This is a genomic window from Variovorax sp. TBS-050B (assembly GCF_029893635.1).
Lineage (GTDB): Bacteria > Pseudomonadota > Gammaproteobacteria > Burkholderiales > Burkholderiaceae_C > Variovorax.
Genome location: NZ_JARXYR010000001.1, coordinates 451,951 through 478,500 on the forward strand (window position 1 = coordinate 451,951; position 26,550 = coordinate 478,500).

General features: G+C 69.7%; 28 protein-coding genes and 3 pseudogenes. 13 read left to right on the forward strand and 18 right to left on the reverse strand.

Features of this window, described 5'->3' with window-relative positions; translation table 11 throughout:
* Together M2165_RS02055 and M2165_RS02060 are read right to left on the reverse strand one after the other, a co-directional pair.
* Complete coding sequence (locus M2165_RS02055) at positions 1–867, reverse strand: DNA-binding response regulator (RefSeq protein WP_280813001.1); 867 nt, start codon at positions 865–867, stop codon at positions 1–3.
* 156 nt (positions 868–1,023) lie between these two features.
* Positions 1,024–1,749, reverse strand: coding sequence for a response regulator transcription factor (locus tag M2165_RS02060; RefSeq protein ID WP_280813002.1), 726 nt, complete (start codon positions 1,747–1,749; stop codon positions 1,024–1,026).
* 28 nt (positions 1,750–1,777) lie between these two features.
* Between M2165_RS02060 and M2165_RS02065 the strand changes: the two genes are divergently transcribed.
* Complete coding sequence (locus M2165_RS02065) at positions 1,778–3,916, forward strand: sensor histidine kinase (RefSeq protein WP_280813003.1); 2,139 nt, start codon at positions 1,778–1,780, stop codon at positions 3,914–3,916.
* 48 nt (positions 3,917–3,964) lie between these two features.
* Here the strand turns inward: M2165_RS02065 and M2165_RS02070 are convergent, their stop codons facing one another.
* Positions 3,965–4,783, reverse strand: a complete 819-nt coding sequence (locus M2165_RS02070; protein WP_280813004.1) for an alpha/beta hydrolase — start codon at positions 4,781–4,783, stop codon at positions 3,965–3,967.
* A 365-nt stretch (positions 4,784–5,148) separates the two neighbouring features.
* Between M2165_RS02070 and M2165_RS02075 the strand changes: the two genes are divergently transcribed.
* From M2165_RS02075 to M2165_RS02085, 3 genes are all read left to right on the forward strand, one after another.
* Entirely contained in the window at positions 5,149–5,976 is an 828-nt protein-coding gene (locus M2165_RS02075; RefSeq protein ID WP_280813005.1) for an HDOD domain-containing protein, read from the forward strand.
* A gap of 406 nt (positions 5,977–6,382) precedes the next feature.
* On the forward strand, positions 6,383–6,751 hold the full coding sequence (locus M2165_RS02080) for a helicase SNF2 (protein ID WP_280813006.1): 369 nt from the start codon (positions 6,383–6,385) through the stop codon (positions 6,749–6,751).
* Between the two features lie 33 nt (positions 6,752–6,784).
* Positions 6,785–7,816 (forward strand): alpha/beta hydrolase, encoded by a 1,032-nt coding sequence (locus M2165_RS02085; protein WP_280813007.1) that lies wholly within the window; start codon positions 6,785–6,787, stop codon positions 7,814–7,816.
* A 13-nt stretch (positions 7,817–7,829) separates the two neighbouring features.
* Here the strand turns inward: M2165_RS02085 and M2165_RS02090 are convergent.
* Positions 7,830–8,054 (reverse strand): annotated as a pseudogene (locus M2165_RS02090) (MFS transporter); the annotation flags it as partial.
* Here M2165_RS02090 and M2165_RS02095 point away from each other — a divergent pair.
* Positions 8,051–8,164: pseudogene (locus M2165_RS02095) on the forward strand (LysR family transcriptional regulator); the annotation flags it as partial. The pseudogenes M2165_RS02090 and M2165_RS02095 sit on opposite strands and share 4 nt — an antisense overlap.
* A 247-nt stretch (positions 8,165–8,411) precedes the next feature.
* On the opposite strand, the gene M2165_RS02100 reads toward M2165_RS02095, so the two are convergent.
* From M2165_RS02100 to M2165_RS02135, 8 genes are all read right to left on the reverse strand, one after another.
* Positions 8,412–8,729 carry a type II toxin-antitoxin system RelE/ParE family toxin gene (locus M2165_RS02100; protein WP_280813008.1) on the reverse strand — a complete coding sequence of 106 codons (318 nt, stop codon included), beginning with the start codon at positions 8,727–8,729 and terminating at the stop codon, positions 8,412–8,414.
* Entirely contained in the window at positions 8,726–9,016 is a 291-nt protein-coding gene (locus M2165_RS02105) for a YlcI/YnfO family protein (RefSeq protein ID WP_280813009.1), read from the reverse strand. The genes M2165_RS02100 and M2165_RS02105 overlap by 4 nt, the downstream gene beginning before the upstream one ends.
* A 62-nt stretch (positions 9,017–9,078) precedes the next feature.
* The gene (locus M2165_RS02110) at positions 9,079–9,447 is read right to left on the reverse strand and encodes an NIPSNAP family protein (RefSeq protein WP_348541039.1); all 369 of its coding nucleotides are present in this window, start codon (positions 9,445–9,447) and stop codon (positions 9,079–9,081) included.
* Positions 9,448–9,545: 98 nt separating this feature from the next.
* Positions 9,546–10,166: a hypothetical protein gene (locus M2165_RS02115; RefSeq protein ID WP_280813010.1), complete on the reverse strand. Its 621-nt coding sequence runs from the start codon at positions 10,164–10,166 to the stop codon at positions 9,546–9,548.
* A gap of 39 nt (positions 10,167–10,205) precedes the next feature.
* Positions 10,206–11,111 (reverse strand): amidohydrolase family protein, encoded by a 906-nt coding sequence (locus tag M2165_RS02120; RefSeq protein ID WP_280813011.1) that lies wholly within the window; start codon positions 11,109–11,111, stop codon positions 10,206–10,208.
* 28 nt (positions 11,112–11,139) lie between these two features.
* On the reverse strand, positions 11,140–11,667 hold the full coding sequence (locus M2165_RS02125; protein ID WP_280813012.1) for a carboxymuconolactone decarboxylase family protein: 528 nt from the start codon (positions 11,665–11,667) through the stop codon (positions 11,140–11,142).
* The gene (locus M2165_RS02130; RefSeq protein WP_280813013.1) at positions 11,667–12,629 is read right to left on the reverse strand and encodes a tripartite tricarboxylate transporter substrate binding protein; all 963 of its coding nucleotides are present in this window, start codon (positions 12,627–12,629) and stop codon (positions 11,667–11,669) included. Before M2165_RS02130 ends, M2165_RS02125 begins: the two co-directional genes overlap by 1 nt.
* Before the next feature lie 30 nt (positions 12,630–12,659).
* Positions 12,660–13,457, reverse strand: coding sequence for an SDR family NAD(P)-dependent oxidoreductase (locus M2165_RS02135; RefSeq protein ID WP_280813014.1), 798 nt, complete (start codon positions 13,455–13,457; stop codon positions 12,660–12,662).
* A gap of 102 nt (positions 13,458–13,559) precedes the next feature.
* Here M2165_RS02135 and M2165_RS02140 point away from each other — a divergent pair, with 102 nt between their 5' ends.
* Entirely contained in the window at positions 13,560–14,471 is a 912-nt protein-coding gene (locus tag M2165_RS02140) for a LysR substrate-binding domain-containing protein (protein ID WP_280813015.1), read from the forward strand.
* 59 nt (positions 14,472–14,530) lie between these two features.
* Here M2165_RS02140 and M2165_RS02145 read toward each other — a convergent pair whose 3' ends face one another.
* The 5 genes and pseudogenes from M2165_RS02145 to M2165_RS02165 all read right to left on the reverse strand — a co-directional run bounded on the left by M2165_RS02145 (position 14,531) and on the right by M2165_RS02165 (position 17,965).
* A complete protein-coding gene (locus M2165_RS02145; RefSeq protein WP_280813016.1) occupies positions 14,531–15,514 on the reverse strand; it encodes a tripartite tricarboxylate transporter substrate binding protein in 984 nt (327 codons plus the stop codon).
* 88 nt (positions 15,515–15,602) lie between these two features.
* Positions 15,603–16,472, reverse strand: a complete 870-nt coding sequence (locus M2165_RS02150; protein ID WP_280813017.1) for an alpha/beta fold hydrolase — start codon at positions 16,470–16,472, stop codon at positions 15,603–15,605.
* Positions 16,473–16,574: 102 nt separating this feature from the next.
* Positions 16,575–16,904, reverse strand: a pseudogene (locus tag M2165_RS02155) (glutathione binding-like protein); the annotation flags it as partial.
* Positions 16,905–16,967: 63 nt separating this feature from the next.
* Positions 16,968–17,606 (reverse strand): zeta toxin family protein, encoded by a 639-nt coding sequence (locus M2165_RS02160; protein WP_280813018.1) that lies wholly within the window; start codon positions 17,604–17,606, stop codon positions 16,968–16,970.
* On the reverse strand, positions 17,606–17,965 hold the full coding sequence (locus M2165_RS02165) for a hypothetical protein (RefSeq protein ID WP_280813019.1): 360 nt from the start codon (positions 17,963–17,965) through the stop codon (positions 17,606–17,608). Before M2165_RS02165 ends, M2165_RS02160 begins: the two co-directional genes overlap by 1 nt.
* Before the next feature lie 128 nt (positions 17,966–18,093).
* Here M2165_RS02165 and M2165_RS02170 point away from each other — a divergent pair, with 128 nt between their 5' ends.
* Positions 18,094–18,483, forward strand: a complete 390-nt coding sequence (locus M2165_RS02170) for an ester cyclase (RefSeq protein WP_280813020.1) — start codon at positions 18,094–18,096, stop codon at positions 18,481–18,483.
* 31 nt (positions 18,484–18,514) lie between these two features.
* On the opposite strand, the gene M2165_RS02175 is transcribed toward M2165_RS02170, so the two are convergent.
* Positions 18,515–20,518 carry a GAF domain-containing protein gene (locus M2165_RS02175; RefSeq protein ID WP_280813021.1) on the reverse strand — a complete coding sequence of 668 codons (2,004 nt, stop codon included), beginning with the start codon at positions 20,516–20,518 and terminating at the stop codon, positions 18,515–18,517.
* A gap of 219 nt (positions 20,519–20,737) precedes the next feature.
* Here M2165_RS02175 and M2165_RS02180 point away from each other — a divergent pair, with 219 nt between their 5' ends.
* The 6 genes from M2165_RS02180 to M2165_RS02205 are packed head-to-tail and all read left to right on the forward strand — an operon-like array spanning position 20,738 to position 26,547.
* A complete protein-coding gene (locus M2165_RS02180) occupies positions 20,738–21,529 on the forward strand; it encodes an SDR family oxidoreductase (protein WP_280813022.1) in 792 nt (263 codons plus the stop codon).
* A 46-nt stretch (positions 21,530–21,575) separates the two neighbouring features.
* Positions 21,576–22,826 carry a branched-chain amino acid ABC transporter substrate-binding protein gene (locus M2165_RS02185; RefSeq protein WP_280813023.1) on the forward strand — a complete coding sequence of 417 codons (1,251 nt, stop codon included), beginning with the start codon at positions 21,576–21,578 and terminating at the stop codon, positions 22,824–22,826.
* A 5-nt stretch (positions 22,827–22,831) separates the two neighbouring features.
* The gene (locus M2165_RS02190) at positions 22,832–23,773 is read left to right on the forward strand and encodes a branched-chain amino acid ABC transporter permease (protein WP_280813024.1); all 942 of its coding nucleotides are present in this window, start codon (positions 22,832–22,834) and stop codon (positions 23,771–23,773) included.
* A 4-nt stretch (positions 23,774–23,777) separates the two neighbouring features.
* Positions 23,778–25,061, forward strand: a complete 1,284-nt coding sequence (locus tag M2165_RS02195) for a branched-chain amino acid ABC transporter permease (RefSeq protein WP_280813026.1) — start codon at positions 23,778–23,780, stop codon at positions 25,059–25,061.
* Complete coding sequence (locus tag M2165_RS02200; protein ID WP_280813028.1) at positions 25,058–25,816, forward strand: ABC transporter ATP-binding protein; 759 nt, start codon at positions 25,058–25,060, stop codon at positions 25,814–25,816. The genes M2165_RS02195 and M2165_RS02200 overlap by 4 nt, the downstream gene beginning before the upstream one ends.
* Positions 25,813–26,547 (forward strand): ABC transporter ATP-binding protein, encoded by a 735-nt coding sequence (locus M2165_RS02205; protein ID WP_280813029.1) that lies wholly within the window; start codon positions 25,813–25,815, stop codon positions 26,545–26,547. The genes M2165_RS02200 and M2165_RS02205 overlap by 4 nt, the downstream gene beginning before the upstream one ends.
* Positions 26,548–26,550: the final 3 nt, after the last annotated feature.

The following is a 26,550-nucleotide window of genomic DNA, read 5'->3' on the forward strand; positions in this document are numbered from 1 at the left end:
TCAAACGTCGCATCGCGCGCCCTGCGCGCACCCACCCCGCATCCGCCGAAAGCCCCCAGGCGTGCTGCCAAAGCGCTCACGAAACGCGGTCGAGAAATTCGCCGCCCCCGAGAACCCGACCGCCAGCGCCACCTCCTCGACGCTCAGGGCTGAGTCCGTCAGAAGCCGCTGCGCGCGCGCGAGCCGCGCCTCGCGCACGAATTCGAAGACCGTGCGCCGCATGTGCGCGCGAAAGGCGCGCGACAGCCGTTTCTCGTGCGTGCCCACGCGCGCGGCCAGTTCCGCCAGCGGCGGCACGTGCGCGAGGTCGTTCTCGATCAGCCGCACTGCCGCTTCGACCAGCACGCGATCGGCATCGTGCGGAAGCGCCGCGGTGCCGCGCGTGCCGCTGCGCGCATCGGGGTGCTGCGGCGGCTGTTCCTCCTCGTCGCCGCGCGCGAGCGCGAGGTGCACCGCGACGCGCAGCAGCACCTCCTCGGGTTCGAAGGGCTTGAGGATGTAGTCGACGCCACCCTCGCGCAGGCCGGTCAACCGCTCTTCCAGCGCGTGGCTTGCGCTCAGAAAGATCACCGGAATGCGCGCGGTGCCGCGATCCGCCTTCAGCAGCCGGCATGCCTCGAAGCCGCTGCTGGCGCCCAGGTGCACGTCGAGCAGCACCAGGTCCGGCTGCAGCGCACTCGCGCGCCGGTAGCCCTCCAGCGCCTCGAAAGCCACGCTGATGCGGTGACCGGCGCGGCGCAGTGCCGCGAGCAGCAACTGCAGCTCCTCGACCTTGTCGTCGATGACGAGGATGTGCGCGCGCTGCGGAAAGGCCCGGGACCAGTAGGACATGCGGATTGCGTCGATGCGCCGTGCGGCGTCGCGCATCCGCGGATCTCCGATCCACCGGGCAGCCGCCATTGGCGCCCGGATGGTGCAAGTCCCGTCGATTTATTTCATTGGCGCTTTCTGACCATTCCTCACCGATCCTGATGGCCGCGCCAGTTCGCGGCAAGGGCGGCCGCGGCGCGGAGGGCGACCCGCTCAGTTCGCGAACACGTAGCCCGTGCCACGCACCGAATGCACCGGCAGTCGCATGCCGAGCTTCGCGGCCTTGCGGCGCAGCCTGCTGGCGATCGCATCGATGCGGTGTTCGTCGAAGTCGAACACGTCGCCGCCGAGCGCACGGATCAGGTCGTCGCGGCTCACTGCGTGGCCGCGCTGGCGGAACAGGCAGCCGAGGAAGGCGCGCTCGCTCGTGGTCAAGACCATCTGCCGGCCCTCGGGATCGCCGAGGATCCAGTCGCCTTCCTGGAGGCGCCACTCTGCGGCCTGGGGCGGCGCGGCAGGCGCAGCGGCCTTTCCGTCGTCCATCGTGCCTTCCGCAAAGAGGCGGCGCCCCACGGCGTGCAGCGTCTCGGCCAGTTCCATCATGTTCACGGGCTTCACCAGGTAGGCGTCGGCGCCTTCGCGCAGCCCGAGCAGCCGGTCTTCGAGACGGCCCCTGGCCGTGACCAGCACCAGGCCCAGGCGCCTGGTCGTGCGCAGGTGGGACACGATCTCCAGGCCGCTTTCGCCCGGCAGGCCGATGTCGACCACCGCGATGTCGCAGGGCTGGAGCGCAAAGGCCTTGTAGAAGGACGGCGCATCCGCGAAGCCCTGCGCGTCGAAGCCCAGCTCGCCGAGCGCGAACACGGTTTCTGCGCGAATGTCTTCGTCGTCTTCGATCACGTGGATGCGAAGACCGGTGCGCGGGCTCGGGGATGGCATGGGGCGGAAAGTATAAAGTCGCGCCCCGATGCGCCTCGACGCCGAACACACCCGCAAGCACGCGCGCCCGTCACGTGCCCTCGCCCGCTGCGCATGCCTGCTGCTCGCATGGGCGTGGCTGCTGCCGCTGCTGCTGTGGACCCTGGCGCTGCCGGCGCGCGCGGCCGTGCTGTCGTCCGCCGACGGCGTGGACAGTTCCGTGGCCTTGTCCCGGGGGATCGAGATCCTGCGCGATCCCACGGGCGACTGGCGCATCGAAGACGTCGCCACCGGCGCGCGGGCGCAGGGCTTCGAAGCGCTCCAGGGTTCGGTGCAGGAGGGCTTCAGCCGCGATGCGGTGTGGCTGCGCTTTTCGCTCTCGCGCACGCACGATGCACCCGCGCGATGGCTGCTGCGCGTGCGGCCGCCGCGCATCAACGAAGCCACGCTTTACGCGCCGGACGGCCGCGGCGGCTTCATCGAGACCGCGCTCGGCGACAGGCAGGCTTTCGCGGCGCGCGAGATCCCCGACCACAACTTCGTCTTCCCGCTCGAAGTCGCGGCCGAGCCGGCCCGGTACTTTCTGCGGCTGCGCAACGATGGACCATCGCTGCGGGCCGAACTCGATCTCTGGCAGCCCGGCGGCTTCGAGCGCGCGCGAACGGCCGACTACACGACGTTCGGCGTGCTGCTGGGCGCCGCGGCGCTCGTGGTCTGCATGAACCTGATCTTCTGGGTCTGGTTGCGCGACGGGCTCTACGCCCATTACGCGCTCTATGTTTTCTGCATCGCGGCGCTGAGCATGAACCGCCAGGGCTTTGCGGCCGAGTGGCTCCTCGCCACGCGCCCCGAGCGCGTCGCGCAGACGCTGCTGGCGGTCAACTGCCTCTTCAACGTGGTCGGGACGGCCTTCATGGCGCGCATCTTCCAGTTCCGGCGCCACTGGGTGCCGGCGGCACGCGTCTTCGATGCGGTCGTCGTGTTCAACCTCGCGGCCTTCGTGCTCGCGGTGGCGGGCTACCACAGCGCGATCGCTCCCTGGGTGAGTGCCGGCAGCGCCGCATCGACGTTGTTCGGCGCGCTCTTCGTCTGCTACCTGCTCTTGGTGCGAAGGCAGTTCCAGTACCTGCTGCCTGCCTCGGCCTTCGCCACCGGCACGGTGCTGGGACTCTACGGCCTGCTCAAGCTATGGCTCGGCGATCGGGTGCCGGGCGCCTCGCCCGATCGCCTGTACTGGCTCGGGAGCATGGCGCACCTCGTCCTGCTCAACGCAGCGGTGGCCGACCGCACGCGGCGTGCGGAGCGCGACTACCGCGCCGAGCGCGAGCGCGTGCTCGCGGTCAGGCTCGAGGCCGAGCAGGCCCTGGAATCCACCGTGGCACGGCGCACCGCCGAACTTGCGCGCACCAATGCGGCACTGCACGAGGAGATCGCCGCGCGGACGCGGCTGGAGGCCCAGTTGCGCCAGTCGCTCGAAGTGGAGCGCCAGGCGATCGCGCAGCAGCGCGAGTTCGTCTCGATGGTGTCGCACGAGTTCCGCACGCCGCTCACCGTGATCGACGGCGCCGCGCAGTCGCTCGACCTCTCCAGGCTCGGAACGGAACCCGTGCTCAGGCAGCGCACCGAGCGCATACGGCGGGCGGTGCAACGGCTGACGATGCTGATCGAGAACGTCCTGCTCGCAGACCGGCTGCAGCCCGAGAACCGGGTCCTGCGTGTGGAAGACGTGGACATGGCCGCCCTCGCGCGCGGCCTCTGCGACACCTTCGCGATGCCGGGCGGGTCGCGCCTGGCCCTGGAGGTGCAGGGTTCGCTGCGCCCAGTGCGGGGCGATCGTGCACTGATCGAGATCGCGCTGCAGAACCTGATGCAGAACGCCCTCAAGTATTCGCCGCCGGAAGCGCCCGTTCGCATCGTGCTGCGGCAGGCGGGCGATGCCGTCCAGGTGGACGTGATCGACCGCGGCCCGGGCATCGCCCACGACGATGCCGGCCGCGTCTTCGAAAAGTACTTCCGCGCGGAAACCGCGACCGCGGTGGCCGGCACCGGCCTCGGCCTCCACCTCGCACGCGAGATCGCCAGACGCCATGGCGGCGACGTCACGCTGCAGCAGACCGGTGAAGGCGGGTCGACGTTCCGCCTGGAGCTGCCAGGCGCAGGGGCGGAACGCACGCCGCGGGCGGTCTAGGCCGCGCGGATCGAAACCGTCGCGGGACTGAAGCGGACCGGCGCCGCCTCAGTGCGTCGCCGCCTCCACGATCACCTTCGTCACCGCCTCCGGCTTCGAGGTCATCACCACGTGCGAAGCGCCCTTGACTACGGTCGTCTTCACCGCATGCGCGCGCTGCGCCATGAAGGCCATCGCGGCCGGTGGAATGTTCTTGTCGCGGTCGCCGTAGACGAACCACGAGGGCACCGACTTCCACGCCGGCGCCTCGGCCGCCTCGTTGAGCGCGGCCTCGGCGATCGGACGCTGTCCCACGGCCATCAGCTTCGCCTTGGCGAGCGGCACGTCGGCCGCGAACTGGGCCGGGAACCTGTCCTGCTGGATGTAGAGGTCCTTGCCACCGTCGGCGAGCGGCACCGGCGGCGCCAGCGTGGGGCCGAGCGTGCTGCCGGGGAACTTGCCCGTGAGGCCCAGCGCGGTCTCGCCCGCCTCGGGCGCGAAGGCCGCGACATAGACCAGCGCCTTCACGTTGGCCTTGCCGATTGCCGCGGCCGAGATGACCGAGCCGCCATAGGAATGACCCACGAGCACCACGGGACCCTGGATCGAGTCGATGACGCCGGCCACCGAGGCCGCGTCGGCCTTCGGCCCGCGCAGTGCGTTCGCAGCCGCGATCACCGGGTAGTGCCGCGCCTGCAGGCCGCGCACCACGCCGTCCCAGCTCGAGGAATCCGCGAAGGCGCCATGCACCAGCACGATGGTGGGCTTCTGCGCCTGTGGTTGCTGTTGCTGTTGCTGCGCGAAGGACTGCAGCGGCACGAGCGCTGCGAGACCGAGTGCGGCGGCGATCAGGGCCATGCCGATGCGGCGGCCGGGAGACTTTGTCATGACGGTTCTTCCTGGGTTCGACGTTGAGAGACGGAGAGAGGGATCGGCTGGATGCCGACGGCGCCGACTCTAGGAGCGGCCTGCGCCCCCTCGCGCCTTCTCTGTATGCCTGTGTGTCGGCGCTGTGCCTTGCCACAGAACGTTGCATGCGATGCCGCCCTGGCGGCATGGCATCGAGCCGGTGCGGCGCTATTACGCTGCTTTGACCGAATGCGCAATACCGGGAACCCGCTAGCGATGGATGCGCTGTTGCGGGAAGTCCACGGCGCAATTGGCCGAACAAGACCGGATTTCGCTCGACATCCACATGCAACCTTAAGTTTGAATGAGAATCTCGCCAGCGAAAAACCAAAGCCGAGATCGCCATGACCCTGGACGAACTGTTTGCCGATGCCCACCTGCTCCCGACGGTGCCCAAGGTGGTGTTCGACCTCATCGAGATGCTGCGCAGCGAGGATGCGTCCGTTCCGGCGGTGGCGCGCAAGCTCGAGCTCGACCAGGTGCTGACCGCCAGGGTGCTGCGGATGGTCAACTCGCCCTACTTCGGGCTGCGCCGCAAGATCGTCTCGATCCAGGACGCGATCCAGCTGCTGGGTTTCTCGGCGATCCGATCGCTGGTGGTGAGTTCGGGGCTCAAGGGCACCTTCCAGAAGGTCGACAACGTGGACCTGCCCGCGTTCTGGGCGCACAGCCTGCGCGTGGCCGCGGTCGCGCGCTACCTCGCGGGCAAGACGCGCGGCATCGACCACAGCCTGGCCTTCACCGTCGGCAGCATGCATGCCATCGGCCACCTGATCATGGCCCGTGCCATGAAGGACGAGATGGCCAGGCTCAACGCCGTCCATCCCTTCGACGCGATGGGGCGCCTCGAGGTCGAGGCGCAGAAGTTCGGCTACCACTACGGCGACGTGAGCGCGCGGCTGGCCGCGCGCTGGGAATTCGCCTCCGAGTTCACGAGCGCCCTCGCCTGCTTCGCGAACCCCATGGAGTCGGGCCGCACCGACGCGCTCGCCAACGTACTGCACCTGGCGGTGTGGCGCGTGGCGCTGGAGCGCGAGGGACTCCCGATCGGCGACACCCGGCATGTCTGGCCCGCCGCCTCGGCCGATGCCATCGGCCTGTCGGAAGAAGTGGTGCACGACATGCCCGCGCCGCGCGAACTCGCGTCCGACCTGGAATCGATGATCGCCTGAGGGGCGACCCCCCTCCCCCTTCACACACCGGATGAACGCGCCCGTGAGGGCGTGGCATGGACCTGCAACGGGTCCTTCCGCAGCAGATGCGGCCCATCGAGGATGGGCGCTGCATGCCTGGCCTGGCGTGCCCCCCGCGCTGCGAGCGGTGATCTCCACGCTTGCAGCACGAAATTCAACGCCGGCACGCGGCTCATCGCGCGCGCCGCGCCGACGCGACGGCCCCCCGATTGAAATTTAGTGTGCGCGAAAGCGCCGCGGATACAGAGGCATACGAACCGGTGCGCCACGGCGCAGGCGCGCCGAACAATCGCGCTGTCGGATCGAAACCGCACCCCATCCGAACGGTCTCCACCTCTGCGGCGCGCCTGCCGACGGGCCACCGCCAACCTCGAAAGGAATCATCATGAAAGTCCCCGCCCTTCTCGCCGCCGCCGCCCTCTCCTCGCTGTTCGCCCTCCACGCGAGCGCCGAGCAATACCAGGGCGTGCTGCAGTTCCACCCCAGTGCGAGCCGCGCCGACGTCCGGGCGCAAGCGGTGGCCGCCGCGCACAGTGCCGATCCCTACCGCGAAGGCGCCTCGGCCGACGTGGCGCCGGCGCTGCCGACGGCCCTCGCCCGCAAGGACGTGCGCGCCGAGGCCGTTGCCGCCGCGCGCGAAGGCAACCCGTACGCCGACGGCGCCGAGGCCGGCCTGCCGCAGGCCTTCGTGAGCACGCTGGACCGCGCCGCGGTGCAGGCCCAGGCGCGCGGCGCCGCCCACGGCACCCTCTGAGCGTTCCCCATCCAACGATCCCGGATTTCTCCCATGACGACTGCAACACCCCTGCTGCCGCGCCGCGCCTTCCTCGCCAAGGCTGCGCTCGGCGCCGCCGCGGCCCAGCTGGTCTCGGCCGTGCCCGCCTTCGCGCAGACGGCCGGTCCCCGCGCCGGCAGCACGCGCCGCCTCGAGCCGATCAAGAACATCGACGCCGGCAGCCTCAGCATCGGCTACCACGAGGCCGGCCCGGCCGACGGCCCGCCCGTGATCCTGCTGCACGGCTGGCCCTACGACATCCACATGTTCGTCGACGTCGCGCCGATGCTCGCCGCGGCCGGCTACCGCGTGATCGTGCCGTACCTGCGCGGCTACGGCAGCACCCGCTTCCTCTCGGCCGACACGCCGCGCAACGGCCAGCAGTCGGTGGTCGCGGTCGACATCGTCGCGCTGATGGATGCGCTCAGGATCCAGGTCGCCACCGTCGCCGGCTGCGACTGGGGCGCGCGCACCGCCTGCATCATGGCCGCGCTCTGGCCCGAGCGCGTGAAGGCGCTGGTCTCGGTCAGCGGCTACCTGATCGGCAGCCAGCAGGCGGGCAAGGTGCCGCTGCCGCCGCAGGCCGAGTTCCAGTGGTGGTACCAGTACTACTTCGCGACCGAGCGCGGCCGCGAGGGCTACGACAAGAACCGCAACGCGTTCTCCAAGCTGATCTGGCAGCTCGCCTCGCCCAAGTGGAACTTCGACGACGCCACCTTCGAACGCAGCGCGCGCGCCTTCGACAACCCCGACCATGTCGCGGTCGTGGTGCACAACTACCGCTGGCGCCTGGGCCTGGCCGACGGCGAAGCGAAGTACCAGGCGCTCGAGGACCGGCTCGCGAAGGCGCCGACCATCGCCGTGCCGACCATCACGCTCGAAGGCGACGCCAACGGCGCGCCGCATCCCGAGCCGAGCAGCTACGCGAAGAAGTTCTCGGGCCGCTACGAGCACCGGCTCGTCAGCGGCGGCATCGGCCACAACCTGCCGCAGGAAGCGCCCGAGGCCTTCGCCAAGGCGGTGATCGACCTGGCGCGGGCCTGAGCCCCGCGCGGCTTCAGCGGCCGCGCGCGGCCGTCACCCCGGTCAACGCCGCCGCGGCCGCGAGCAGCGCGGCGCTGGCCAGGAAGGTGGCCCGATGGCCGTGGTGGTCGAACAGCAGCCCGCCCACCGTGGAGCCGAGCGCGATCGCCATCTGCACCACCGCCACGAACAGGCCGCCGCCGGCCTCGGCGTCGTGCGGGAAGGTGCGCGCCACCCAGGCCCACCATCCCACCGGACTGGTGCCCTCGCTTCGAGGGCTATCACTTGTACTACCCGCACCGGCGCCAGCCTTCGGCCGCGTTCTCGCTTGTGGTGCAGGCGCTGCGCCAGAGCGGCCCCGCGGGTTAGTCAGAACCAAGGAATGCACGTCGCTGGTGACTGCTGAATGCGGCTATCAGCCCGGCTGATCAATGCATGCCGGTTGCGCTTCGCGCGCCCTCTTGGATCTAAATGTTTGCCTCGCCCGGAGCCGACCGCTCCTGCGCTCGCAATATCGCCGAGCAAGGCATCCCAACTGTGGTTCTCAGCCGGCTCGTCGCGGCAGGCAGGCTCGAACCGACGCTACTCGGCCGAGAACCTGCATCCCTTCCCACCGTCAGTGGTAATCCTGCTCCAGCTGATGCCTTACAGCGAGCACGACGACCGTGGAGGGACCCACAATCTCATAAAGCAAGACATAACCGCTGGCTCCGAAGGGAACAACCAGTTCGCGACGCAGACCATCGCCCCGTGTTGCCTTGCGGTAGATAAACGGTGTCTTGGACAGGTGTGTCTGGGCAGACATCTCGACGGCCGCGATCGCGCGTTCCGCAAGATCCAGGTCCTCGACCGTTTCAGCGCGGTCAATCAGGTACTGAAAGAGCCTGAGGAGATCCGTTCTCGCTTGCGGAGCGAACGCAACCGCAAAGCTCATCGCGTCTTCGTCGACGGAATACCCAGTTGCTGGCGCTTGATTTCAAGGCGCTCGCGCATCTCTGCGATGACCTGGTCTGCTGGATGCGACACGCCCGTGCGCAAGTACGCCTGCCAGGCAGCCTCACCGCGGGCATGAAACTCGACTTGGGTGCGTCGGTAAGCCACGGCGCCGCGCACTGTGTCCTCGATGAACTCGGACAAGGTCTCGCCCTCAGCAAGCACCGACTCCAGGTCTGCGCGAAGCTCAGGGTCAACGCGCACCTGTGGAAGGATGGCTGACTTCATTCGCGAGATTGTGCTTCAAATGCGTTGCGCAGACAAGGGCGGGTCCACGTGAGGCACGCAGCCTACGCGAGCGGCGAAAACGAAGTCGGCGCCAGAAAGGAGCTGTCCATGTTCGCGACGATCGGCCCTGCACTTTCGCTGGCCTGTCGCACCTGGATCCATTCCGGGTCCGCCACGAACTTGGCCCACTTCGTCTCCCGATCGGCCATGCTGTCCCAGACGAGCATGTAGGTGAGCGCGTTGCTGTCCGGTCCGACCACCGTGGTCCAGTAGCCGAGCTGGCGGATGCCGTGCCGGTTCCAGATGCCGACCGTATGGTCGCGAAAGCGGGCCAGCACGTCGGGCAGGCGGCCCGGCATGGCGGTGTAGATGCGGAGTTCGTAGAGCATCGGCGTGGTCGCGTCGTTGGAAGGAGGAAGGCGGGCACTCATTCGGGCTCGCCTGCGGCGGCGGACCCTTTGCGGTGCGTCGTTCCACATCGTACTGCCCACGATCCGACGCCCCGCTCGAACGAGGCGCCGCGCGCGTCTCAGGGTACCGGTGCGACGAGGGTGAACATGGTTCGAGCGGGCTTCATGAAATGCGGCCGCACGCGATCGCTCCACGCCGTGCCGCGAACCGCCAGCCACTCGGCAGAGGCCGTGGTCCGATCGGAGACGAGGTCATAGCATGCGAGCGACGCCCGTTCATCGTCGTTGTTCCAGAAGCGCTGAGCCCTGACGCAGCCCGGCACGGCGGCCAGCCCGGGCAGATGTTCCTGGTCGTACCAGCGCTGCAGTTCGATGCCCCAGCCCGGTTCAGGCGCCATCTCGACGGTGTAATGGAAACGCGCGGGCGATTCCGCACTGGCGCCGGCGAGGTCCTGCATCAAGGTCAGGCGAGCGGCCTCCACGCTTGTGCCAGGGCAGGCCGCGCCCGCTGCGTCGGTCAGCGCGGCGAGCGTGTGCTTCGACAGCGCCGTGCGGTGAAGCAGCTGCAGGTACACATGCGCGACCTGCAGCGTTTCGGCGTGCGCACGCCGGACGATGCTGCAGCCGAGGTCCTCCCAGCAGGGCAGGCTCGCGAACCCCTCGCCGAGTGCGGCGGGGTCCGGAAGCGGACCATGGAATCGCAGACGTATGACGTCGGTGGGAATCCGTCCAGTGGACATGGGCACCTCGAATGAAGCGTGCGGCGACAGGGCCGCGGATCAGGTCGTAAAGCGGTACAGCGCCTGCGGGTTGTGGACCAGCAGCTGCTCGAGGTGCCTCGCATCGGGCGCGATGCGGCCCAGCGCATCCACCAGTGCGCCGTCGTCCGGGATGTGGGTGTGGTTGGGATGCGGCCAGTCGGTGCCCCAGACGCAGCGCTCCGGAAAACGCGCGACCAGGATGCGCGCCAGCGCCTCGCCGCGCGCATAGCGCTCGGCCGCGGGCGCATGGGCATCGATGCGATCGATGCCGCTGACCTTGACGTGGAAGCGCGGGTTCTCCAGCAGCTTCAGCAGCGCCTGGAAGTCGGGGGCGTCCAGCCCGCGCCGGGCGTCCACGCGCCCCATGTGATCGATCACCACCGGCACGCGGCTGCGCTGCAGCGGGGCGCAGAGCTCGTGGATCAGTTCGCTCTCGAAATGCACCTGCAGATGCATGCCGACTGCGGCCAGGCGCGGCGTCAGCGCGAGCACCGCTTCGACCCCCGCGGTGGTCGCGATGTGCCGCATGAAGTTGAAGCGCACGCCGCGGAATCCCGCCGCCGCCAGGCGCTGCAACTCGGCATCGGGCACCTCGGGCTCGACCAGGGCGATGCCGAGGTAGCGGCCCTGCCCCGCCGCGATCGCGTCCTCGACCACGCGGTTGTCCGTGCCATGCGTGATCGACTGCACGATCACGCAGCGCTCGATGCCCATGCCGCGGTGGAGCGCGAACAGCGTCTCCTTGGGTGCTTCCAGCGGCGTCGCGCGGCGGTTCGGCGCATACGGAAAGCGCGCGACCGGACCGAAGACGTGCACATGGCTGTCGCAGGAATTCGGTGGCAGGCGAAGATCCGGCGGCGAGGGGTGTTCCAGATAGGTCCTCACGGGCGCTTCGGCATTGGCATCGGCAGTGGCGTCGGTCATGGGGCGGGCAGGCACCGGGTGCTTGCGTCTAGTGCGAGATGTTCAGCGCCACGAGGAACCGCGACACCATGTTGTAGGCCGCCACGGTGGCGACCAGTTCGACCACGGTGGCGGGATCGAAGCGCGCGTTCACGCGCTCCATCAGTTCGGCCGGCACCTGGACCTCGCGCGTTATGCGATCGGTCAGCGCCAGCAACAGCCGCTCGTCTTCCGTGAAGCTGGCGTCGGGAACGGGCGCGCGCAGCGCATCGATCTTCGCCTGCGCGAAGCCGGCTTCGAGCGCATGCGGCACATGCGCGTCGAACTCGAAGGCCGCATCGTTGAGCACGGCCACACGCAGGATGATCATCTCGCGCAGGTCGGCCGGCACGCCGGTGCGGTTGCGCACGGCCGTCAGCATCGACTCCCAGCCGCTGGCGATGCTCGGGCTGTTGAGCAGCACCTGGTAGAGCAGCGAGATCCGGCCGCGCTCCGACAGGATGCGTGCCTCGATCTCGGCCAGTTCGGGAACGGTTCCCGGAACCACCAGCGGAACGCGGATATGGCTGGTGCTCATCAGTCGGCCTTGATGTTGCGGGACTTGATCAATGCGGCCCATTTGTCGGTATCGGCCTTCAGCAGCGCTGCCAGTTCCTGCGGCGTGGAGGTCTTCGGCTCGGCGCCGCCGCGCAGCAGCCTGGCGCTCACCTCGGGGTCGGCAACGGCATGGCGCACGGCCTGGTTCAACTGCGCCACCACCGCCGGCGGTGTCTTGGCGGCAACGAACAAGGCGTACCAGTTGTTGGTGTCCACCGCCTTGATGCCCTGCTCGTCGAGGGTCTTGACCTCCGGCAGCGACGGATGGCGCTTGGCCGCCGCGATCCCGATGGCCTTGAGCCGGCCGCCCTGCACATGGGGCATGATCGCCGCGACGTCGGCGAACACGCCCTTCACCTGCCCGCCCATCAGGTCGGTGAAAGCCGGCGCCATGCCCTTGTACGGCACATGCAGGAAGCGCGCGCCGGTGGACTCCTCGAGCTGGATCAGGGCCAGATGCGGGATGCTGCCGGAGCCCGACGAGGCCATCGGCGTGGGCTCCTTGCTCGCCTTGGCGGCCTGCACGAACGCCGCGGCGTCCGCTGCGGGATCCTTCGCGCCGACCACCAGCACCTCCACGTTGTTCGCCACCAGCGAGACCGGCGCGAAATCGCGCAGCGTGTTGTAGGGCGACTTGTCGACCAGCGACGGATTGATCGCGGCGGCACCCACGCTGGTGATCCAGAGCGTGCCGCCATCCGCTTCGGAGCGCAGGGTTTCCAGTGCGCCCAGCGCACCGTTCGCGCCCGGCTTGTTGTCGACGATGACCGGCCGCTTCAGTTCGCGCGCGAGCTGCTCGGCCAGCGTGCGCGCCACGAAATCGACCGGCCCGCCCGGGCTGAACGAGGTCACGATGCGAACCGGCTTTCCGCCGGTCTGCGCGAAGGCGACCGGTGCCATCGAAAGCACCGCGGCGGCGGCCAGGATGTGCCGTCTGTTCATTGGCTTGTCTCCGTTCGTTTTTGCAATTACTCAGTCGCAGCGGGCCGTCATGCCGCCGTCCACGATCAGTTCGGTGCCGGTGACGAACCGCGCCTCGTCGCTCGCAAGATAGAGCGCAGCGCTCGCCGTGTCCCGGCCGTCGCCCATGAAGCCCAGCGGAATGCGCCGCAGGCGCGAAGCGAGCAGCGCATCGATGTCGCCGCCGGTGCGCTGCTTGGCCAGGCGCACTTCCACCATCGGCGTGTGCAACTGCCCGGGCACGACGGTGTTGACGCGGACACCGTCGGGTGCGTGCTGAACCGCTACCACGCGCGACAGATGGATCACGCCGGCCTTGCTGGCCGCGTACGCCACCTGCGCGCTGCCGGTCCAGCGCAGGCCGGAGGTCGAGGCCACGTTGACGATGGCGCCGCGCTTGCGCGCCACCATGTGCCCAAGCACATGCTTGCAGGTCAGGAACACGCTCTTGAGGTTGATGTCGATCTGGCTGTCCCAGGCTTCCTCGCTCAGCTGCACCGGACCGCCCGCGGCCGAGCCGCCCACGTTGTTGATCAGGATGTCGGGCGCGCCGTAGGTCTCGAGGCAGGTGTCGACCATCGCCCGCACGCTCTCCGAGCGGGTCACGTCGCAGATGCAGCTGGTGATGGATGCCGCCGCGCTGCCTGCCAGCGCCAGGGTCTCGGCCAGGCGTTCGGCATCGCGGTCGACCGCCAGCACCTTGGCACCTTCCTGCGCCAGCCGCACGGCCATCGCGCGGCCGTTGCCCCAGCCGGTTCCCACGCAGCCCGCGCCGGTCACGATCGCGACCTTCGATTCGAATCTCGTCATCCTTGTTCCTCGCGCCCGGCGTCCCCGGGAAAACATGGAGTCTGAACCGGGTGGAAGCAAAGTTAAATCCAATGACTTCTATATCAGATATGTCTTGCCGCTATGGATCTCAGGCAGTTGGAATACTTCGTCGCGGTGGTCGAGAAAGGCAGCTTCAGCCGTGCCGCGGCGGTGCTGAACCTGGCGCAGCCGAGCATCAGCCGGCAAGTGGCCCTGCTCGAGCAGGAGCTGGGTCAGCGCCTGCTGGAGCGCACGGGACGGGGCGTCACGCCCACGCAGGCGGGGCACGCACTGCTGGCGCATGCGCGCGTCATGCTCAACGCCGCGGCGCAGGCGCTGTTCGAGATCAAGGAGATGCGCGACGAGCCCGCCGGCAAGGTGGTCGTGGGCCTGCCGAACCGCGTGGCCAGCGGCCTCTGCGTGCCGCTCGTGCGCGCGTTCCGCGAGCGGCTGCCGCATGCCATGCTGTCGGTGGTGGAAGGGCTGAGCCTGTCGCTTCGCGAGGGCCTGCTCGCGGGGCGCATCGACGTCGGCGTCCTCTTCGACCCGCCGCCCACGCCGCTGCTGAGCTACGAGCCCCTGATGCGCGAGCGGCTGCTGCTCGTCACGCCCGCCGGCTATCGCCTGCCAGAGCGTGTGCCGCTCGCATCGCTCGCGGGTTTCCCGCTGATCCTGCCCGCGGCGCCCAACCCGATACGTAGCCTGGTCGATGCGGTGCTCCTGCCGCGCAAGATCAACCTGAACATCCTGGCCGAAGTGGGCGCGGTGCACACGGCGATGACGGTGGTGGAGGAAGGCATGGCGTGTTCCATCCTGCCCGAGAGCGCGCTCCATCTCAGCGCGCGCCGCGCGAAGGTTCGCTCCGCGCCCATCGGCCCGCCGGCGATGTGGAACCGGCTGGTGCTCGCCATGCCCGCTGCGCGCCCCAACAGCCGTCTCATCCAGGAGACCGCGAAGCTGCTGCGCGCGCTGGACTTTCGCGCCTACCGGCCGCCCTCGGCGGCGGCGGCGTGAAGCGCGTCACCCGCTGGCCGGAGGCCCAGGGAAACGCTGGCGCGTCTTCATGAGGCGGGTCAGAAGTCGATGCGAATGCCCGCTTCCTTCACGGCCTTGCCGATCTTCGTCAGGTCGTCCGCGATCAATTGCCTGAACTGCGCCGGGCTGGACTTCGTCGGCACGAAGGACAGTTCCGCGAACCTGGCCTTCAGCGACGGCGCCTCGACAGCCTTGGCGATCTCGCTGTTGAGCCGGTCCGTGATGGCCGCCGGCAGGTCGGCCGGCCCCCAGATGCCGTACCACGACAGCAGCTCGAAGCCCGGCATGCCGGCCTCCGAGAGCGTCGGCACGTCCGGCATCGACGCGACGCGCACCTTGCTGGTCACTGCGAGCGGCCGCAGCCGTCCGCCATGCACGAAGGGCGCCACGCCGGGCATTGGCGAGATCGCGGCCGAGACATGGCCGCCGATCACGTCGGTCAACTGCGGCACGGCGCCCTTGTACGCCACGATCTGCATCTGCAGGCCCAGCGCCCGGTTGACCATCTCCTCGCTCAGATGGCTGGTGGTGCCCAGGCCCGAGGTGGCCCAGGTGTACTTGCCGGGATGGGCCTTGGCCAGCTGCACGAACTCGCCCATGGTCCTGGCCGGCACGTCGTTGTTGACGGCGACGATCAGCGGCACGTAGCCGATCTGTCCCACCGGCGTGAAGTCACGCTGCGCGTCGTAGGTCTTCTTCGCCACGACCAGCGGCAGGTAGGTCTGGCTCGACGCGTTGAAGAGCAGCGTGTAGCCGTCGGCCTTGGCCTTCTTCACGTTCATCGCGCCCACCAGGCCGGAAGCACCCGGCGTGTTCTCGATCACGATCGGCTGCCCCAGCTGGCGCTGCAGCTGATCGGCCACCAGGCGGCCCACGGTATCGATCGAGCCGCCGGGCGTGTAGGGAATCACCATGCGGATCGGCTTGCTCGGATAGCTCTCTGCGTGCGCAAAGGCGGCGGCGAGCAGCGCCGATGCGGCCCATGCGAGCTTCAGGGCGGAAAGGCGGTTTCTTTCGATCAAGGTGAGTCTCCTGCTTTCTGGATGGGATGGCTCGATGTCCGCCCTCGCCCTGCGGCCAGGGCGATGCGCTGCGAACGGGTCTGTCACGCTAGACGCCGGGTTGCGAACCGTGGATGCGGCGCGCGAATGCCGCGATCGCGTCGGCCATGGCACGCGGCTGCTCCGGCGCCATCGCATGGCCGGCGTCGCGAATCACCGCCACCGTCACGCGATCGCCCAGGTGGGGCTTCATGACGTTGGGGATCACCACCGCATCGTGCTCGGCCTGCAGATCGAGGATGGGCACCTTCAGACCTGCGGAGAAGTAGTCGTCCACCGGCGTCACCCGCCGCGCATGGCTTTGCGCCTCGTGCGCCGCGACGCTCCAGCCGTCCAGCCAGACGCGCGGATCGTGACCGGGGGCGAAGAATGCGCGGCGCAGGCAGTCGATGCGCTGCGCTTCGGGAAGGCGCGGGTCGCCGGCACCGTCGATCGCATCGCGCAGCCGGCCGTAGGGCTTCTCGTCCGAGCCCGGCGGCACTTTGCCTGCCGATGCGGCGGCCATGACGACACCGCAGACGAGGTCCGGCCGATCCGCAGCCAGCGCCCTCGCCGGCTGGCTGCCCCACGCATGGCCCACCACGACGACCGGACCGGTGCGCGCCTGGTCCAACACGGCGGCCACGTCGGCGGCGAAGTCGTGCATGTCCAGCGACTGCATCGGGCCCGTGCTGCGACCGACGCCGCGCGGCTCGGGCCGCAGCACACGGAAACCCTCGCGCGCCAGCATGGCCGCGACCACGTCGTAGTCGCGGCCGGAGCGCGCGAGCGAGGGAAGCATGCAGATCGCAGGCCCGGCGCCTTCGTCGGCGTACTCGATCTGGATCTCCGCGCCGTCGCGGGCCGAGCGATAGCTGATCAGCTTGCGCGTTGCGGGGGCGTGGACCCCGGCATGTGCGGTTGAATCTTTTGTCTCCATGCCTGGAGTCTTTCAGGCAGGGAGATCAAGCGTAAGCACATGGGTTCTATAGCAGATATGTTTTCCGCCTATCGATCTGCTGGGCCATACCGATGCGATTCGTCAAGAACCGTCGGGCCTGATATCCGGTGCAGGGATCAGCGGGACGCCCTGCGCCTCGGCAGCTCGCGACTGCGCAGCCATCGCTGCCTCGAAGGCCGGTCGCGCCCGCAGACGCGCCCAGTAGGCTTCCAGCGAAGGGGTGAAGCGCTCGGCAAAGCCCAGATGCTGCGCGAGCAGCAGTGCGTAGCCCACCGACACATCCGCCGCCGTGAAGCGGCCCGCGCAGAGGTATTCACGCTCGCCGAGCCGCGGCTCCAGGGTCCGCAGCCGCGCCAGGAACCACTTGGCATAGTCGTCGGCGACCTGCGGCTGCTTTCGTTCCGCCGGCTCGGTGCAGGGTGATCATGTTGGCTTCTGAGCCGCTCCGGTGTTGGAACAACTGCCCGTGCACGCTCAGCCCGCGCCGCCGCCCCGCCCCAGCGCCACCGCCATGATCGGCTTGGCCCATTGCGGCACCCGGTCGAGCGCGATGTGGGAGACGATGCGCCCGCCCTCCATGTGCAGCAGCAGCAGCGGCTGCGGACGCTGTCCGGCCTTGGGGTCGCGTTCGGCGCTGTTGTCGTAGAGGCGCAGGCTCGCGAGGTGCGGCAGCAGCCGGATCAGGTTGGCGCGGCTGGTCTCGTAGCGTTCGCGGATCTTCCCCTCTGGAATGTCGTGCCCGCCCGCGGCGACGCGGGCGCGCACGCGCTGCAGGTGCAGTTCGGGCGACGAGAGCCCGGCGTACCAGAGATGGACCTGCGCGCCCGCGCGCGCGCCTTCGAGCAGCATCTCGGGCAAGGTCCGCGCGCCGAGCGTGGTCTCGAACGCGAAGTTCAACTGCTGCGCGAGCGCGCGCTCGAGCCCCTGACGGCCGAGCTCCCAGGCCTTCGCGTTCGCCGCCTCGACCGACAGCGCGGGGTCGGCATCCGCCAGCGCGCGGGCGGCCAGGTCCGGGTTGAAGTAGTCGACCTTCTTCTGCAGCAGCGCGGCGCCGCCCACGCTGCTCTTGCCGGCGCCGTTGACGCCGGCCAGCACGAAGATTCGGGCCGGCATCAGCGCCGGGCGGCCTGGGTGACCGCGGCCTCGCCGAGCTCGTCCGGCGTCATCGCGAAGGCATCGGCCATGGCCTGCGCGGCCGCATCGCCCTGCATGCGCGCGAACATGTCGTCGAAGCGGTGCGTGAGCGCTTCGAGGTTCGGCTCCGCGGCCTGTTCGAGCTTGAGGTAGCGCTCCACCGACATCAGCACCATCGACGGCTGCTCGTGCCGCGTGATCACGACCGCGCCGCGCGCCATCACGGTGCTGGTCACGCTCTGCATGCCGGACGCGAGCCGGGTGGCGGAGAACGAGGGCAGCTCGCGCGTGAGGCGCTCGATCTCGGCGGGGCGGACGGAAGCGGTGTGGGCGGCCATGGGATTCCTCGGCAGGGGTGTTTTCTGGATTTTACCCATTTTCCGGATTTCGGCCGAACACCCGGGAATGTCGTCCCCGGTGGTGGCACAGGCGGGCGGCGTCCGCATACATTCATGGCCAGACCGCCATGACGAAGACAGAACTCGAGACCACCTACCGCGACTACATCGCATGCCTCAACCGGCGCGAGTGGACGGCGCTCGGTCGCTTTGTCCACGAGGACGTGCGCCACAACGCCGCGGCGCTCGGCATCGACGGCTACCGCGCGATGCTGGAGGCCGACTGCGCGCAGATTCCCGATCTCCGCTTCGAGATCGAGATGCTGGTGGCCGACCCGCCCCGGCTCGCGGCCAGGCTCCGCTTCGACGTCACGCCGGCCGCGGACTTCCTCGGCGTGCCGGTGAACGGACGGCGCGTGAGCTTCTGCGAGAACGTCTTCTACGCGTTCCGCGACGGAAGGATCGAACAGGTCTGGTCCGTGATCGATGAGGTGGCGATCGAAGCGCAACTGCGATAGCCAGGCCGCACCTGCAGCCGTCGACGCGGCTTCAGATGAGCGTCCCGATGCTCCACAGGCGCAGCGCCATGTGGATCTCGAGCGCCCTGCTCGCGCTGCCCCAGTGCCCGATCAATTCCTCGATGGTCGCGAGCCGCTGGCGCACGGTGTTGACATGGATGTTCATGCGCAACGCGGTGGTCTTCGCGTTCTGGTTGCAGTCGAAGTAGGCCAGCAGCGTCGACGTCAGTTCCGAGCCGCGCTTGCGGTCGTGCGCGAGCAGCGCGCCGATGGTCGCGTCCAGGAAGGCGTTGAGACTGCCCTGGTCGTGGGTCTCGAACAGCACCGAATAGAGCGCCATCTCGTTCTGGCCCACGATGCTGCCGCGCATGCCCAGGCGCCCCAGCACCGACAGCGCCCTGCGCAGCGCGGCGTAGAGCGCTGGCATCTCCGCGGGCGAGCGCACCGGCCTGGACAGCACGCCGCGGTAGGCGTCGCCGAGCTCGCGCCGTGCGAAGGCCGCGATCTGCGCCAGCACGTCCTGCGCCCGGGTCGCGCCGCACACGACGGCCAGCACGCCGTCGATCTCGTCGAGCACATGGTCGGCCAGGAGCGGCACCCCCGCGCGCAGCCGCCGGGCCCAGAAGCCCGGGCGCGGCTCGGCCATCTCCACCAGCAGCAGCGAGACCGGCTGCGAGAGGTCGAGGCCGAAGCGCTCGGCGCGGTCGCGCGTCACGGCCGGCTCGTCCTGCCGCGGCGAGACCAGCGTGCGCAGCAGCGCCGAGACCTCGCGGCTCTTGCCGGCCTCGACGCGCTCCTGCGACAGCAGCACGATGCCGATGACGCTCGAACTGCGCTCGAAGGTGCGCAGCGACACCTCGCGCAGGTCCTCGTGCCGGAACAGCAGCACGGCCCCGAGCACGTCGTTGCCGCCGAGCACCGCGATCACGCGGCAGAGTTCGTCCCCTTCCGCATAGGCGACCGCCGACCGGCCCGCGCGCCGGCTTTCGCGCAGCGCCGCCGCGAGTTCCGCGCTGTGCGCGTCGTGCGGCGCATAGGCGTCTGCCGCGGTGCCCGCATAGCCGGCGGCGCGGCCGCGGCCGATGACCTGGAACGCCTCGTCGAGCACCAGCACGCTGCCGTCGAGCAGCTGCGCCACCGACTGGCAGAGCGCGCCGAGCGAGGCGCCCTGCGCCAGCAGCGAGGTCAGCTGCTCGTGCGCCTCGGCCGCGCCCTGCACGTCGCGCACATGCCGCTCCAGCTCGCGCCGGGCCAGGTCGGCATGCGCCAGCGCGGCCTTCGATTCCGCGAAGGCCTTGGCATTGTTGATCGCCACCGCCGCATGCGTGGCGAGCGTGCACAGGATCGAGACGTTGAGCGCGGTGTGGGTGCGGTGGTAGCGGTCGGCCACGAAGAGCAGTCCGATCACGTTGTCGTCGCACATCAGCGGCGCGCCCACGAGCGCGGCCACGCCCTCGGCGCGGAAGGTGTCGTCGAGCGCCGGGTCGTGCACGAAGCGGTTGTCGTGCAGGTAGTCGGGCGTGAAGAACGGCAGCCGCGTCGACATCACCACGCCGGCCACGCCGAGGCTGCGTGCCGCGGTCATCTTTCCCGTGCGGTCCGAGATCGCGCCGTCGGCCACCACGACCTGGAACTCGCCGCTCGCGGCGTCGTAGATGGTGAGCCAGCACAGCTGCGATCCCATCAGGTGGCGCGCGCGCCGCACGATCGCCTGCAGCAGCTCGCTGAGGTCGAGCCGGCTCGACAGGTCCTGCGCGGACTCGATCACCGCGAGCATGCCGCGCTCGCGTTGCTCGTGCACTTCCAGCCGGTGGCGCAGCGCCATCGCCATGCGCACCAGCTCCACCAGGCCCGTCTTGCGCTGCAGCGCATCGGGCAGCGCCTCGACCCGCGCGAGGCGCGCGGCGAATTCCTCGGCCGGCGCATTCCGGTGCAGCAGGCCGAGCAGCTCGGCGGCGATCGCGTCGACCGCCTCGCCGGACGCATCGGGCGCAGAGCCTGCCGCGCGTTGTCGATCGGGGGACAGTAGGGACATAGGGCCGCGAAGGCTAGCAGAACGCCATCCCGCTGCCCATGGGTTCCAGCCCTGTCCCTGCCGCCGGCGCGCGATCACACCGCCGCGGCGCCGCCAGTGTGCGCGCCGCACATAGGCGAGCGCGACCCGTTTCCGGACACTGCATGCGGCAGCGGGACAGGCCTGCCGCACGCACGCCCCACCCTGCACCCGACGACTTCCGACACCCCACAGGAACCCATGAGCATCATCGATTCACTGCGCCCGCCGCCCGGCCTGCGCGTGCTGGTCAGCGCGGGCGCATCGGGCATCGGCGCGGCCGTGGCGCTGGCCTTTCGCGAGACCGGCGCGCGCGTGCACGTGTGCGACATCGACGGCGCGGCGCTCGAGCGGCTCGCGCGCGAGGCGCCCGAGATCACCGCCAGCGTGGCCGACGCCTCGGTGCCCGGCGACGTGGACCGCGTGTTCGACGACGTGCAGGGCGCCCTCGGCGGGCTCGACGTGCTGGTCAACAACGTCGGCATCGCGGGCCCCACCGGCGCGATCCAGGAGCTGCAGCGCGGCGACTGGGAGCGCACCGTGGCGGTCAACCTGAACAGCCAGTTCTATTTCTCGAACCGCGCGGTGCCGCTGCTCAAGCGCTCGGCCATGAACCCGAGCCTGATCGCGATGAGCTCGGTCGCGGGCCGGCTCGGCTACGCCTTCCGCACGCCCTACGCGGCCACCAAGTGGGCCGTCGTGGGGCTGATGAAGTCGCTCGCCATCGAGCTCGGGCCGCACGGCGTGCGCGTCAACGCGATCCTGCCCGGCACGGTGGAGGGCGACCGCATGAACAGCGTGATCGGCGCGCGCGCCGCCACGGCGGGCGTCCCGGTGGAGGCGATGCGCGCGGCGTACCTGCAGAAGATCTCGCTGCGCCGCATGGTCACGACCGAGGACGTGGCCGCGATGGCGCTCTTCCTGTGCTCGCCCGCGGCGCGCAACGTCAGCGGCCAGGCCATCAGCGTCGACGGGAACATGGAATACCTCTGAGACCGCTTTCGCCTTTCTTCCCTTCCCGACAAGCATGGAGACATCAATGCACAAACTCAACGCAACCCTCACCTCCGGTCTCGCCTGCGCGATCGGCATCCTCGCCTTCGGCTCGGCCGCGGCCGCGCCCGTCAAGGTCGGCGTGCTCGAAACGCTCTCGGGTCCGCAGGCCTCGTCCGGCCAGGCCTACCGCACGGCGGTGCGCTTCGCGATCGACCGCATCAACGCGGCCGGCGGCTGGAACGGCGAGCCGGTGCAGCTGCTCGAGTACGACAACCAGGGCGGGCCCGCGGGCGCGGCCGACAAGCTCAAGGCCGCCGCGGCCGACGGCGTGCACCTGATCGTGCAGGGCGCCTCCTCGGCCATCGGCGGCCAGATCACGGAGGACGTGCGCAAGCACAACCTGCGCAACCCGGGCAGGGAGATCATCTACATCAACGTCGGCGCCGAGGCCCTCGAACTCACCGGCGAGAAGTGCCACTTCCACCATTTCCGCTTCAGCGGCGACGCGCAGATCCGCACCAAGGCGCTGGTCAGCGCGATGAAGCAGGCCGACGCACTCGGCACCCGGGTGTATTCGATCAACCAGAACTACGCCTGGGGCCAGGACATGGAGCGCGCCATCGCCGACAACGCGGCCGCCGGCGGCTACCAGGTGGTCGAGAAGACGCTGCACGACGTCAACAAGGTGCAGGACTTCGCGCCCTACGTCGCCAAGATCAGCGCGGCCAGGGCGGACTCGGTCCTCACCGGCAACTGGTCGAACGACCTGCTGCTGTTGATGAAGGCATCGAAGTCGGCCGGCCTGAAGGTGCGCTTCGGCACCGTCTTCCTCGACCAGCCGGGCAACATCGCGAACGCCGGCGAGCTCGCGGTGGGGCATTTCGTGGCGCACACCTTCAATGCCGAGGCGGGCGGGCCCGAGGGCGAGCGCTTCGTCGACGAGTACAAGGCCAGGACCGGCCACGCGCCCGCCTTCGTCGAGCCGCAGACCGTCTTCGGCATGGCGATGGTGGCCGATGCGCTCAAGCGCACCTCGCCGGTGAACGGCAGGCTCGACGTGAACGCGCTTGCGCGCGCCATCGAGACCGCGAAGGTCATGACGCCGATGGGCGAGATGCGCATGCGCGCGGCCGACCACCAGGCGCTGCTGCCGATCGTGGTCTCGACGGTGACGAAGGATGCGCGCTACAAGGCCGACGGCACCGACATGGGCTTCAAGCCGGTCAGGCGCTTCTCGGCCGAGGAAGCCTCGACGCCCGCGCAACCCGCCTGCGCGATGAAGCGCGCCGGCTGAGGCCCATGGACCAGTTGCTCGTCTCCCTCATGAACGGCGCGGTCTACGGGCTGCTGCTGTTCATGGTCTCCGCCGGCCTCACGCTGATCTTCGGAATGATGGGCGTGCTCAATTTCGCGCATGCCTCGTTCTACATGCTCGGCGCCTACTTCGCCTACACGCTGCAGGACCACGTCGGCTTCTGGGCCGCGATCGTCGCCTCGCCGATCCTCGTCGGGCTGATCGGCGTGGTGGTCGAGCGCTTCTTCCTGCGCCGCGTCCACCACCACGGCCATGCGCACGAACTGCTGCTGACCTTCGGCCTGTCGTTCATCATCGCCGAGTCGATCAAGCTGTTCTTCGGCAACTTCCCGGTCGACTACCGCATTCCGCCCGCGCTCGACGTGCCGGCCTTCAGCATCGGCGGCGCGCAGTACCCGACCTACCGGCTGCTGATGGGCGGCGTGGCGCTCGCGATGTTCGCCGCCCTCTACCTGCTGCTCACGCGCACGCGCGTCGGCATCGTGGTGCGCTCGGCGATCCACAAGCCGCGCATGGCCGAGGCGCTGGGCCACAACGTGCCATTGGTCTTCATGGGCGTGTTCGGCGTGGGCGCCGCGCTCGCCGGGCTCGCGGGCGCGGTGGCCGGCGCGTTCTACACCACCAACCCGAACATGGCGCTCGAACTCGGCGTGATGGTGTTCGTGGTGGTGGTGGTCGGCGGCCTCGGCTCGCTCGGCGGCGCGATGCTCGCGTCGCTGCTGATCGGGCTGGTCACCTCGCTGGCCGTGGGCGTGGACTACAGCCTCGCCGACCTGCTCGCCTTCACGGGCGCGGGCGACTGGGCACGCGGCGTGGGCGGGCTGATGACGCTCAAGCTCTCGAGCCTGTCGGCCACGATCCCGTTCGCACTGATGCTGCTGATCCTGCTCGTGCGCCCGAGCGGGCTCATGGGCGAGAAGGGCTGAGGCGATGAAGACCGCTTTCGCCCTGGTCGCGGCCGGCGTCGCGCTGCTCGCCGCCCTGCCCTTCCTGCTCTCGCAGGGCCTGCTCAACGCGGCCGTGCAGATGCTGATCGCCGCGCTCTTCGCGAGCGCCTACAACCTGCTGTGCGGGCAGGCCGGCATGCTGTCGTTCGGCCATGCGGCCTACTTCGGCATCGGCGCCTTCGGCACCGTGCATGCGATGAACGCGCTCGGCGGCGCCGGCCTGCTGCCCACGCCGCTGATGCCGCTCGCCGGCGCGGTCTGCGGCCTCGCCTTCGGCACGGTCGCGGGCTGGTTCGCCACCCAGCGCAGCGGCACCTACTTCGCGATGATCACGCTCGCCATCGCCGAGCTGGTGCATTCGCTCGCGCCGCACCTCAAGGGGCTGTTCGGCGGCGAGGCCGGCGTGTCCACCATGCGCATGCCGGCCTGGGGCCTGGACTTCGGCTCCACCACGCAGGTCTACTACCTCGCGCTCGGCTGGGTGCTGCTGTCGCTCGCGCTGCTCTACCTCTACACCCGCACGCCGCTGGGGCGGCTCACCTGCGGCCTGCGCGAGAACAGCCACCGGCTGCGCTTCCTGGGCTACGACGTGCACGGCCTGGGCACCGGCGTGTTCGCGATCTCGGCGATGTTCTCGGGCATCGCGGGGGGCCTGCAGGTGCTGTCGAACGAATCCGCGAACTACGTGGTGTTCGATCCCGCGCTGTCGGCCGCGGTGGTGCTCAACACCTACATCGGCGGCGTCAAGGTGTTCCTGGGGCCGGCCCTGGGCGCGGCGCTCATGACCTTCTTCGGCTATGCGGTGTCGGACCTCACGCGCTCGTGGCTGCTCTACCAGGGCGTGCTGTTCGTGGGCGTGATGATGTTCATGCCCGCCGGCCTGGCGGGCCTCGTCGGCACCACCGCGCGGCTGCGGCAGCGCTTCGGATGGGGCCGGCTGCTGCCGCTCGCGCTGCTGTCGCTCGGCGCGGCGCTGCTGCTCGCGGCCGGCGCCACCTTCGCGATCGAGATGCTGCAGCGCGCGTTCTCGCAGGACTACCGCGCGCTCGCGAACCTGCAACCCGGCCGGGGCTGGCCGCCGATCGCGTACCTGGGCCGCGCCTGGGCGCCCGCATCGGCCGCGACCTGGGCGGTGCCGCTCGGGCTGATCGCCGTCGGCGCGCTGCTCGCGCAAATGGCGCGGCTGCGCTTCAGGGCGCTCGCGGCGGCGGAGTCCGCCGCGGCGGCACCCGAACTCCTGGCCGCCGGGAACGGAGGCCTCGCATGAGCGACGACGCGATCCTGCGCATCCGCGGCCTGCGCAAGTCCTTCGGCCCGACCGAGATCATGCGCGGCGTCGACCTCGACCTGCGGCCCGGCGAGCGGCATGCGCTGATCGGCCCCAACGGCGCCGGCAAGTCCACGCTGTTCCACCTGGTCTCGGGGCATCTCGCGCCGAGCGCCGGCGAGATCGTGTTCGACGGCCAGCAGATCGGCGGCCGCACGCCGCAGGCGATCAACCGGCTCGGCCTCGCGCGCTCGTTCCAGATCACCAACATCTTTCCCCAGCTCAGCGTGTACGAGAACATCCGCCTCGCGGTCATGCGCCGCCACGGCCTGCAGTACGTCTTCTGGCGCTTCATCGACGGCCACCGCGCGGTCCGCACCGAGACCGAGCGGCTGCTCGCGCTGGTGCGGCTCGAGGCCCGCGCCACCACCACCGCCGGCGAGATGGCCTACTCCGAGCAGCGCTCGCTCGAGATCGCGATGACGCTGGCCTCCGACCCGAAGGTGGTGCTGCTCGACGAACCGATGGCCGGCATGTCGACCGAGGAGACGCACTACACGGCCGCGCTGATCCGCGAGGTGACGAAGGGCCGCGCGCTGATGATCGTGGAGCACGACATGGACGTGGTGTTCGCGCTCAGCGACCGCATCAGCGTGCTGGTGTACGGCCAGGTGATCGCGACCGGCACCCCGGCCGAGATCCGCGCCGACGCGCGCGTGAAGGAAGCCTACCTCGGCGAGGAGGTGGCCGCATGAGCACGCCTTCCGCGCCGGCCGCCGGCACGCTGCTCGACGTGCGCGGCCTGCACGTGCACTACGGCAAGAGCCATGTGCTGCACGGCGTCGACCTGCGCGTGGCGCGCAACGAGGTGGTCAGCCTGCTCGGGCGCAACGGCTCGGGCCGCTCCACCGCCATGAAGGCCGTCATGGGCCTGGCCCCGCCCTCGTCGGGCAGCATCCGGCTCGACGGCCGCGAACTGGCCGGCGCCCGGCCCTACACGGTCTGCCGCGCGGGCATCGGCTACGTGCCCGAGGAGCGCGAGGTGTTCGCGAACCTCACGGTCGACGAGAACCTGCGCATGGGCGAGCAGCCGCCCGCGGCCGGCGCGCACCGCTGGAGCATCGAGCAGATGTTCGACTACTTCCCGCGGCTCAAGGAGCGGCGCAACACCCGGGCCGGCAGCATGTCGGGCGGCGAGCAGCAGATGCTCACCATCTGCCGCTCGCTGCTCGGCAACCCGCGGCTGATGCTCATCGACGAACCCACCGAGGGCCTCGCGCCCAGGATCGTGGCGCAGGTCGGCGAGTGCATCGTCGACATGCACCGCAAGGGCCTGTCGGTGGTGCTGGTCGAGCAGAAGCTCGCGATCGCGCTGAAGGTCTCGACGCGCGTCTGCGTCATGGGCCACGGCCGCATCGTCTTCGAGGGCACGCCGGGCGAACTGACGGCCGACCGCCAGCTCGTCGCCGACTGGCTCGCGGTCTGACGG

Excerpts from the sequence above, each read along its gene's own strand:
- M2165_RS02150 (WP_280813017.1), bottom strand. The coding sequence starts at position 16,472 with ATGGAGACAAAAGATTCAACCGCACATGCCGGGGTCCACGCCCCCGCA.
- M2165_RS02120 (WP_280813011.1), bottom strand. The coding sequence starts at position 11,111 with ATGACCGACGCCACTGCCGATGCCAATGCCGAAGCGCCCGTGAGGACC.
- M2165_RS02125 (WP_280813012.1), bottom strand. The coding sequence starts at position 11,667 with ATGAGCACCAGCCATATCCGCGTTCCGCTGGTGGTTCCGGGAACCGTT.
- M2165_RS02105 (WP_280813009.1), bottom strand. The coding sequence starts at position 9,016 with ATGAAGTCAGCCATCCTTCCACAGGTGCGCGTTGACCCTGAGCTTCGC.
- M2165_RS02080 (WP_280813006.1), top strand. The coding sequence starts at position 6,383 with ATGAAAGTCCCCGCCCTTCTCGCCGCCGCCGCCCTCTCCTCGCTGTTC.
- M2165_RS02175 (WP_280813021.1), bottom strand. The coding sequence starts at position 20,518 with ATGTCCCTACTGTCCCCCGATCGACAACGCGCGGCAGGCTCTGCGCCC.
- M2165_RS02110 (WP_348541039.1), bottom strand. The coding sequence starts at position 9,447 with ATGAGTGCCCGCCTTCCTCCTTCCAACGACGCGACCACGCCGATGCTC.
- M2165_RS02100 (WP_280813008.1), bottom strand. The coding sequence starts at position 8,729 with ATGAGCTTTGCGGTTGCGTTCGCTCCGCAAGCGAGAACGGATCTCCTC.
- M2165_RS02135 (WP_280813014.1), bottom strand. The coding sequence starts at position 13,457 with ATGACGAGATTCGAATCGAAGGTCGCGATCGTGACCGGCGCGGGCTGC.
- M2165_RS02200 (WP_280813028.1), top strand. The coding sequence starts at position 25,058 with ATGAGCGACGACGCGATCCTGCGCATCCGCGGCCTGCGCAAGTCCTTC.
- M2165_RS02070 (WP_280813004.1), bottom strand. The coding sequence starts at position 4,783 with ATGACAAAGTCTCCCGGCCGCCGCATCGGCATGGCCCTGATCGCCGCC.
- M2165_RS02075 (WP_280813005.1), top strand. The coding sequence starts at position 5,149 with ATGACCCTGGACGAACTGTTTGCCGATGCCCACCTGCTCCCGACGGTG.
- M2165_RS02165 (WP_280813019.1), bottom strand. The coding sequence starts at position 17,965 with ATGGCCGCCCACACCGCTTCCGTCCGCCCCGCCGAGATCGAGCGCCTC.
- M2165_RS02115 (WP_280813010.1), bottom strand. The coding sequence starts at position 10,166 with ATGTCCACTGGACGGATTCCCACCGACGTCATACGTCTGCGATTCCAT.
- M2165_RS02205 (WP_280813029.1), top strand. The coding sequence starts at position 25,813 with ATGAGCACGCCTTCCGCGCCGGCCGCCGGCACGCTGCTCGACGTGCGC.
- M2165_RS02170 (WP_280813020.1), top strand. The coding sequence starts at position 18,094 with ATGACGAAGACAGAACTCGAGACCACCTACCGCGACTACATCGCATGC.
- M2165_RS02055 (WP_280813001.1), bottom strand. The coding sequence starts at position 867 with ATGCGCGACGCCGCACGGCGCATCGACGCAATCCGCATGTCCTACTGG.
- M2165_RS02130 (WP_280813013.1), bottom strand. The coding sequence starts at position 12,629 with ATGAACAGACGGCACATCCTGGCCGCCGCCGCGGTGCTTTCGATGGCA.
- M2165_RS02140 (WP_280813015.1), top strand. The coding sequence starts at position 13,560 with ATGGATCTCAGGCAGTTGGAATACTTCGTCGCGGTGGTCGAGAAAGGC.
- M2165_RS02065 (WP_280813003.1), top strand. The coding sequence starts at position 1,778 with ATGCGCCTCGACGCCGAACACACCCGCAAGCACGCGCGCCCGTCACGT.
- M2165_RS02060 (WP_280813002.1), bottom strand. The coding sequence starts at position 1,749 with ATGCCATCCCCGAGCCCGCGCACCGGTCTTCGCATCCACGTGATCGAA.
- M2165_RS02085 (WP_280813007.1), top strand. The coding sequence starts at position 6,785 with ATGACGACTGCAACACCCCTGCTGCCGCGCCGCGCCTTCCTCGCCAAG.
- M2165_RS02195 (WP_280813026.1), top strand. The coding sequence starts at position 23,778 with ATGAAGACCGCTTTCGCCCTGGTCGCGGCCGGCGTCGCGCTGCTCGCC.
- M2165_RS02160 (WP_280813018.1), bottom strand. The coding sequence starts at position 17,606 with ATGCCGGCCCGAATCTTCGTGCTGGCCGGCGTCAACGGCGCCGGCAAG.
- M2165_RS02185 (WP_280813023.1), top strand. The coding sequence starts at position 21,576 with ATGCACAAACTCAACGCAACCCTCACCTCCGGTCTCGCCTGCGCGATC.
- M2165_RS02190 (WP_280813024.1), top strand. The coding sequence starts at position 22,832 with ATGGACCAGTTGCTCGTCTCCCTCATGAACGGCGCGGTCTACGGGCTG.
- M2165_RS02180 (WP_280813022.1), top strand. The coding sequence starts at position 20,738 with ATGAGCATCATCGATTCACTGCGCCCGCCGCCCGGCCTGCGCGTGCTG.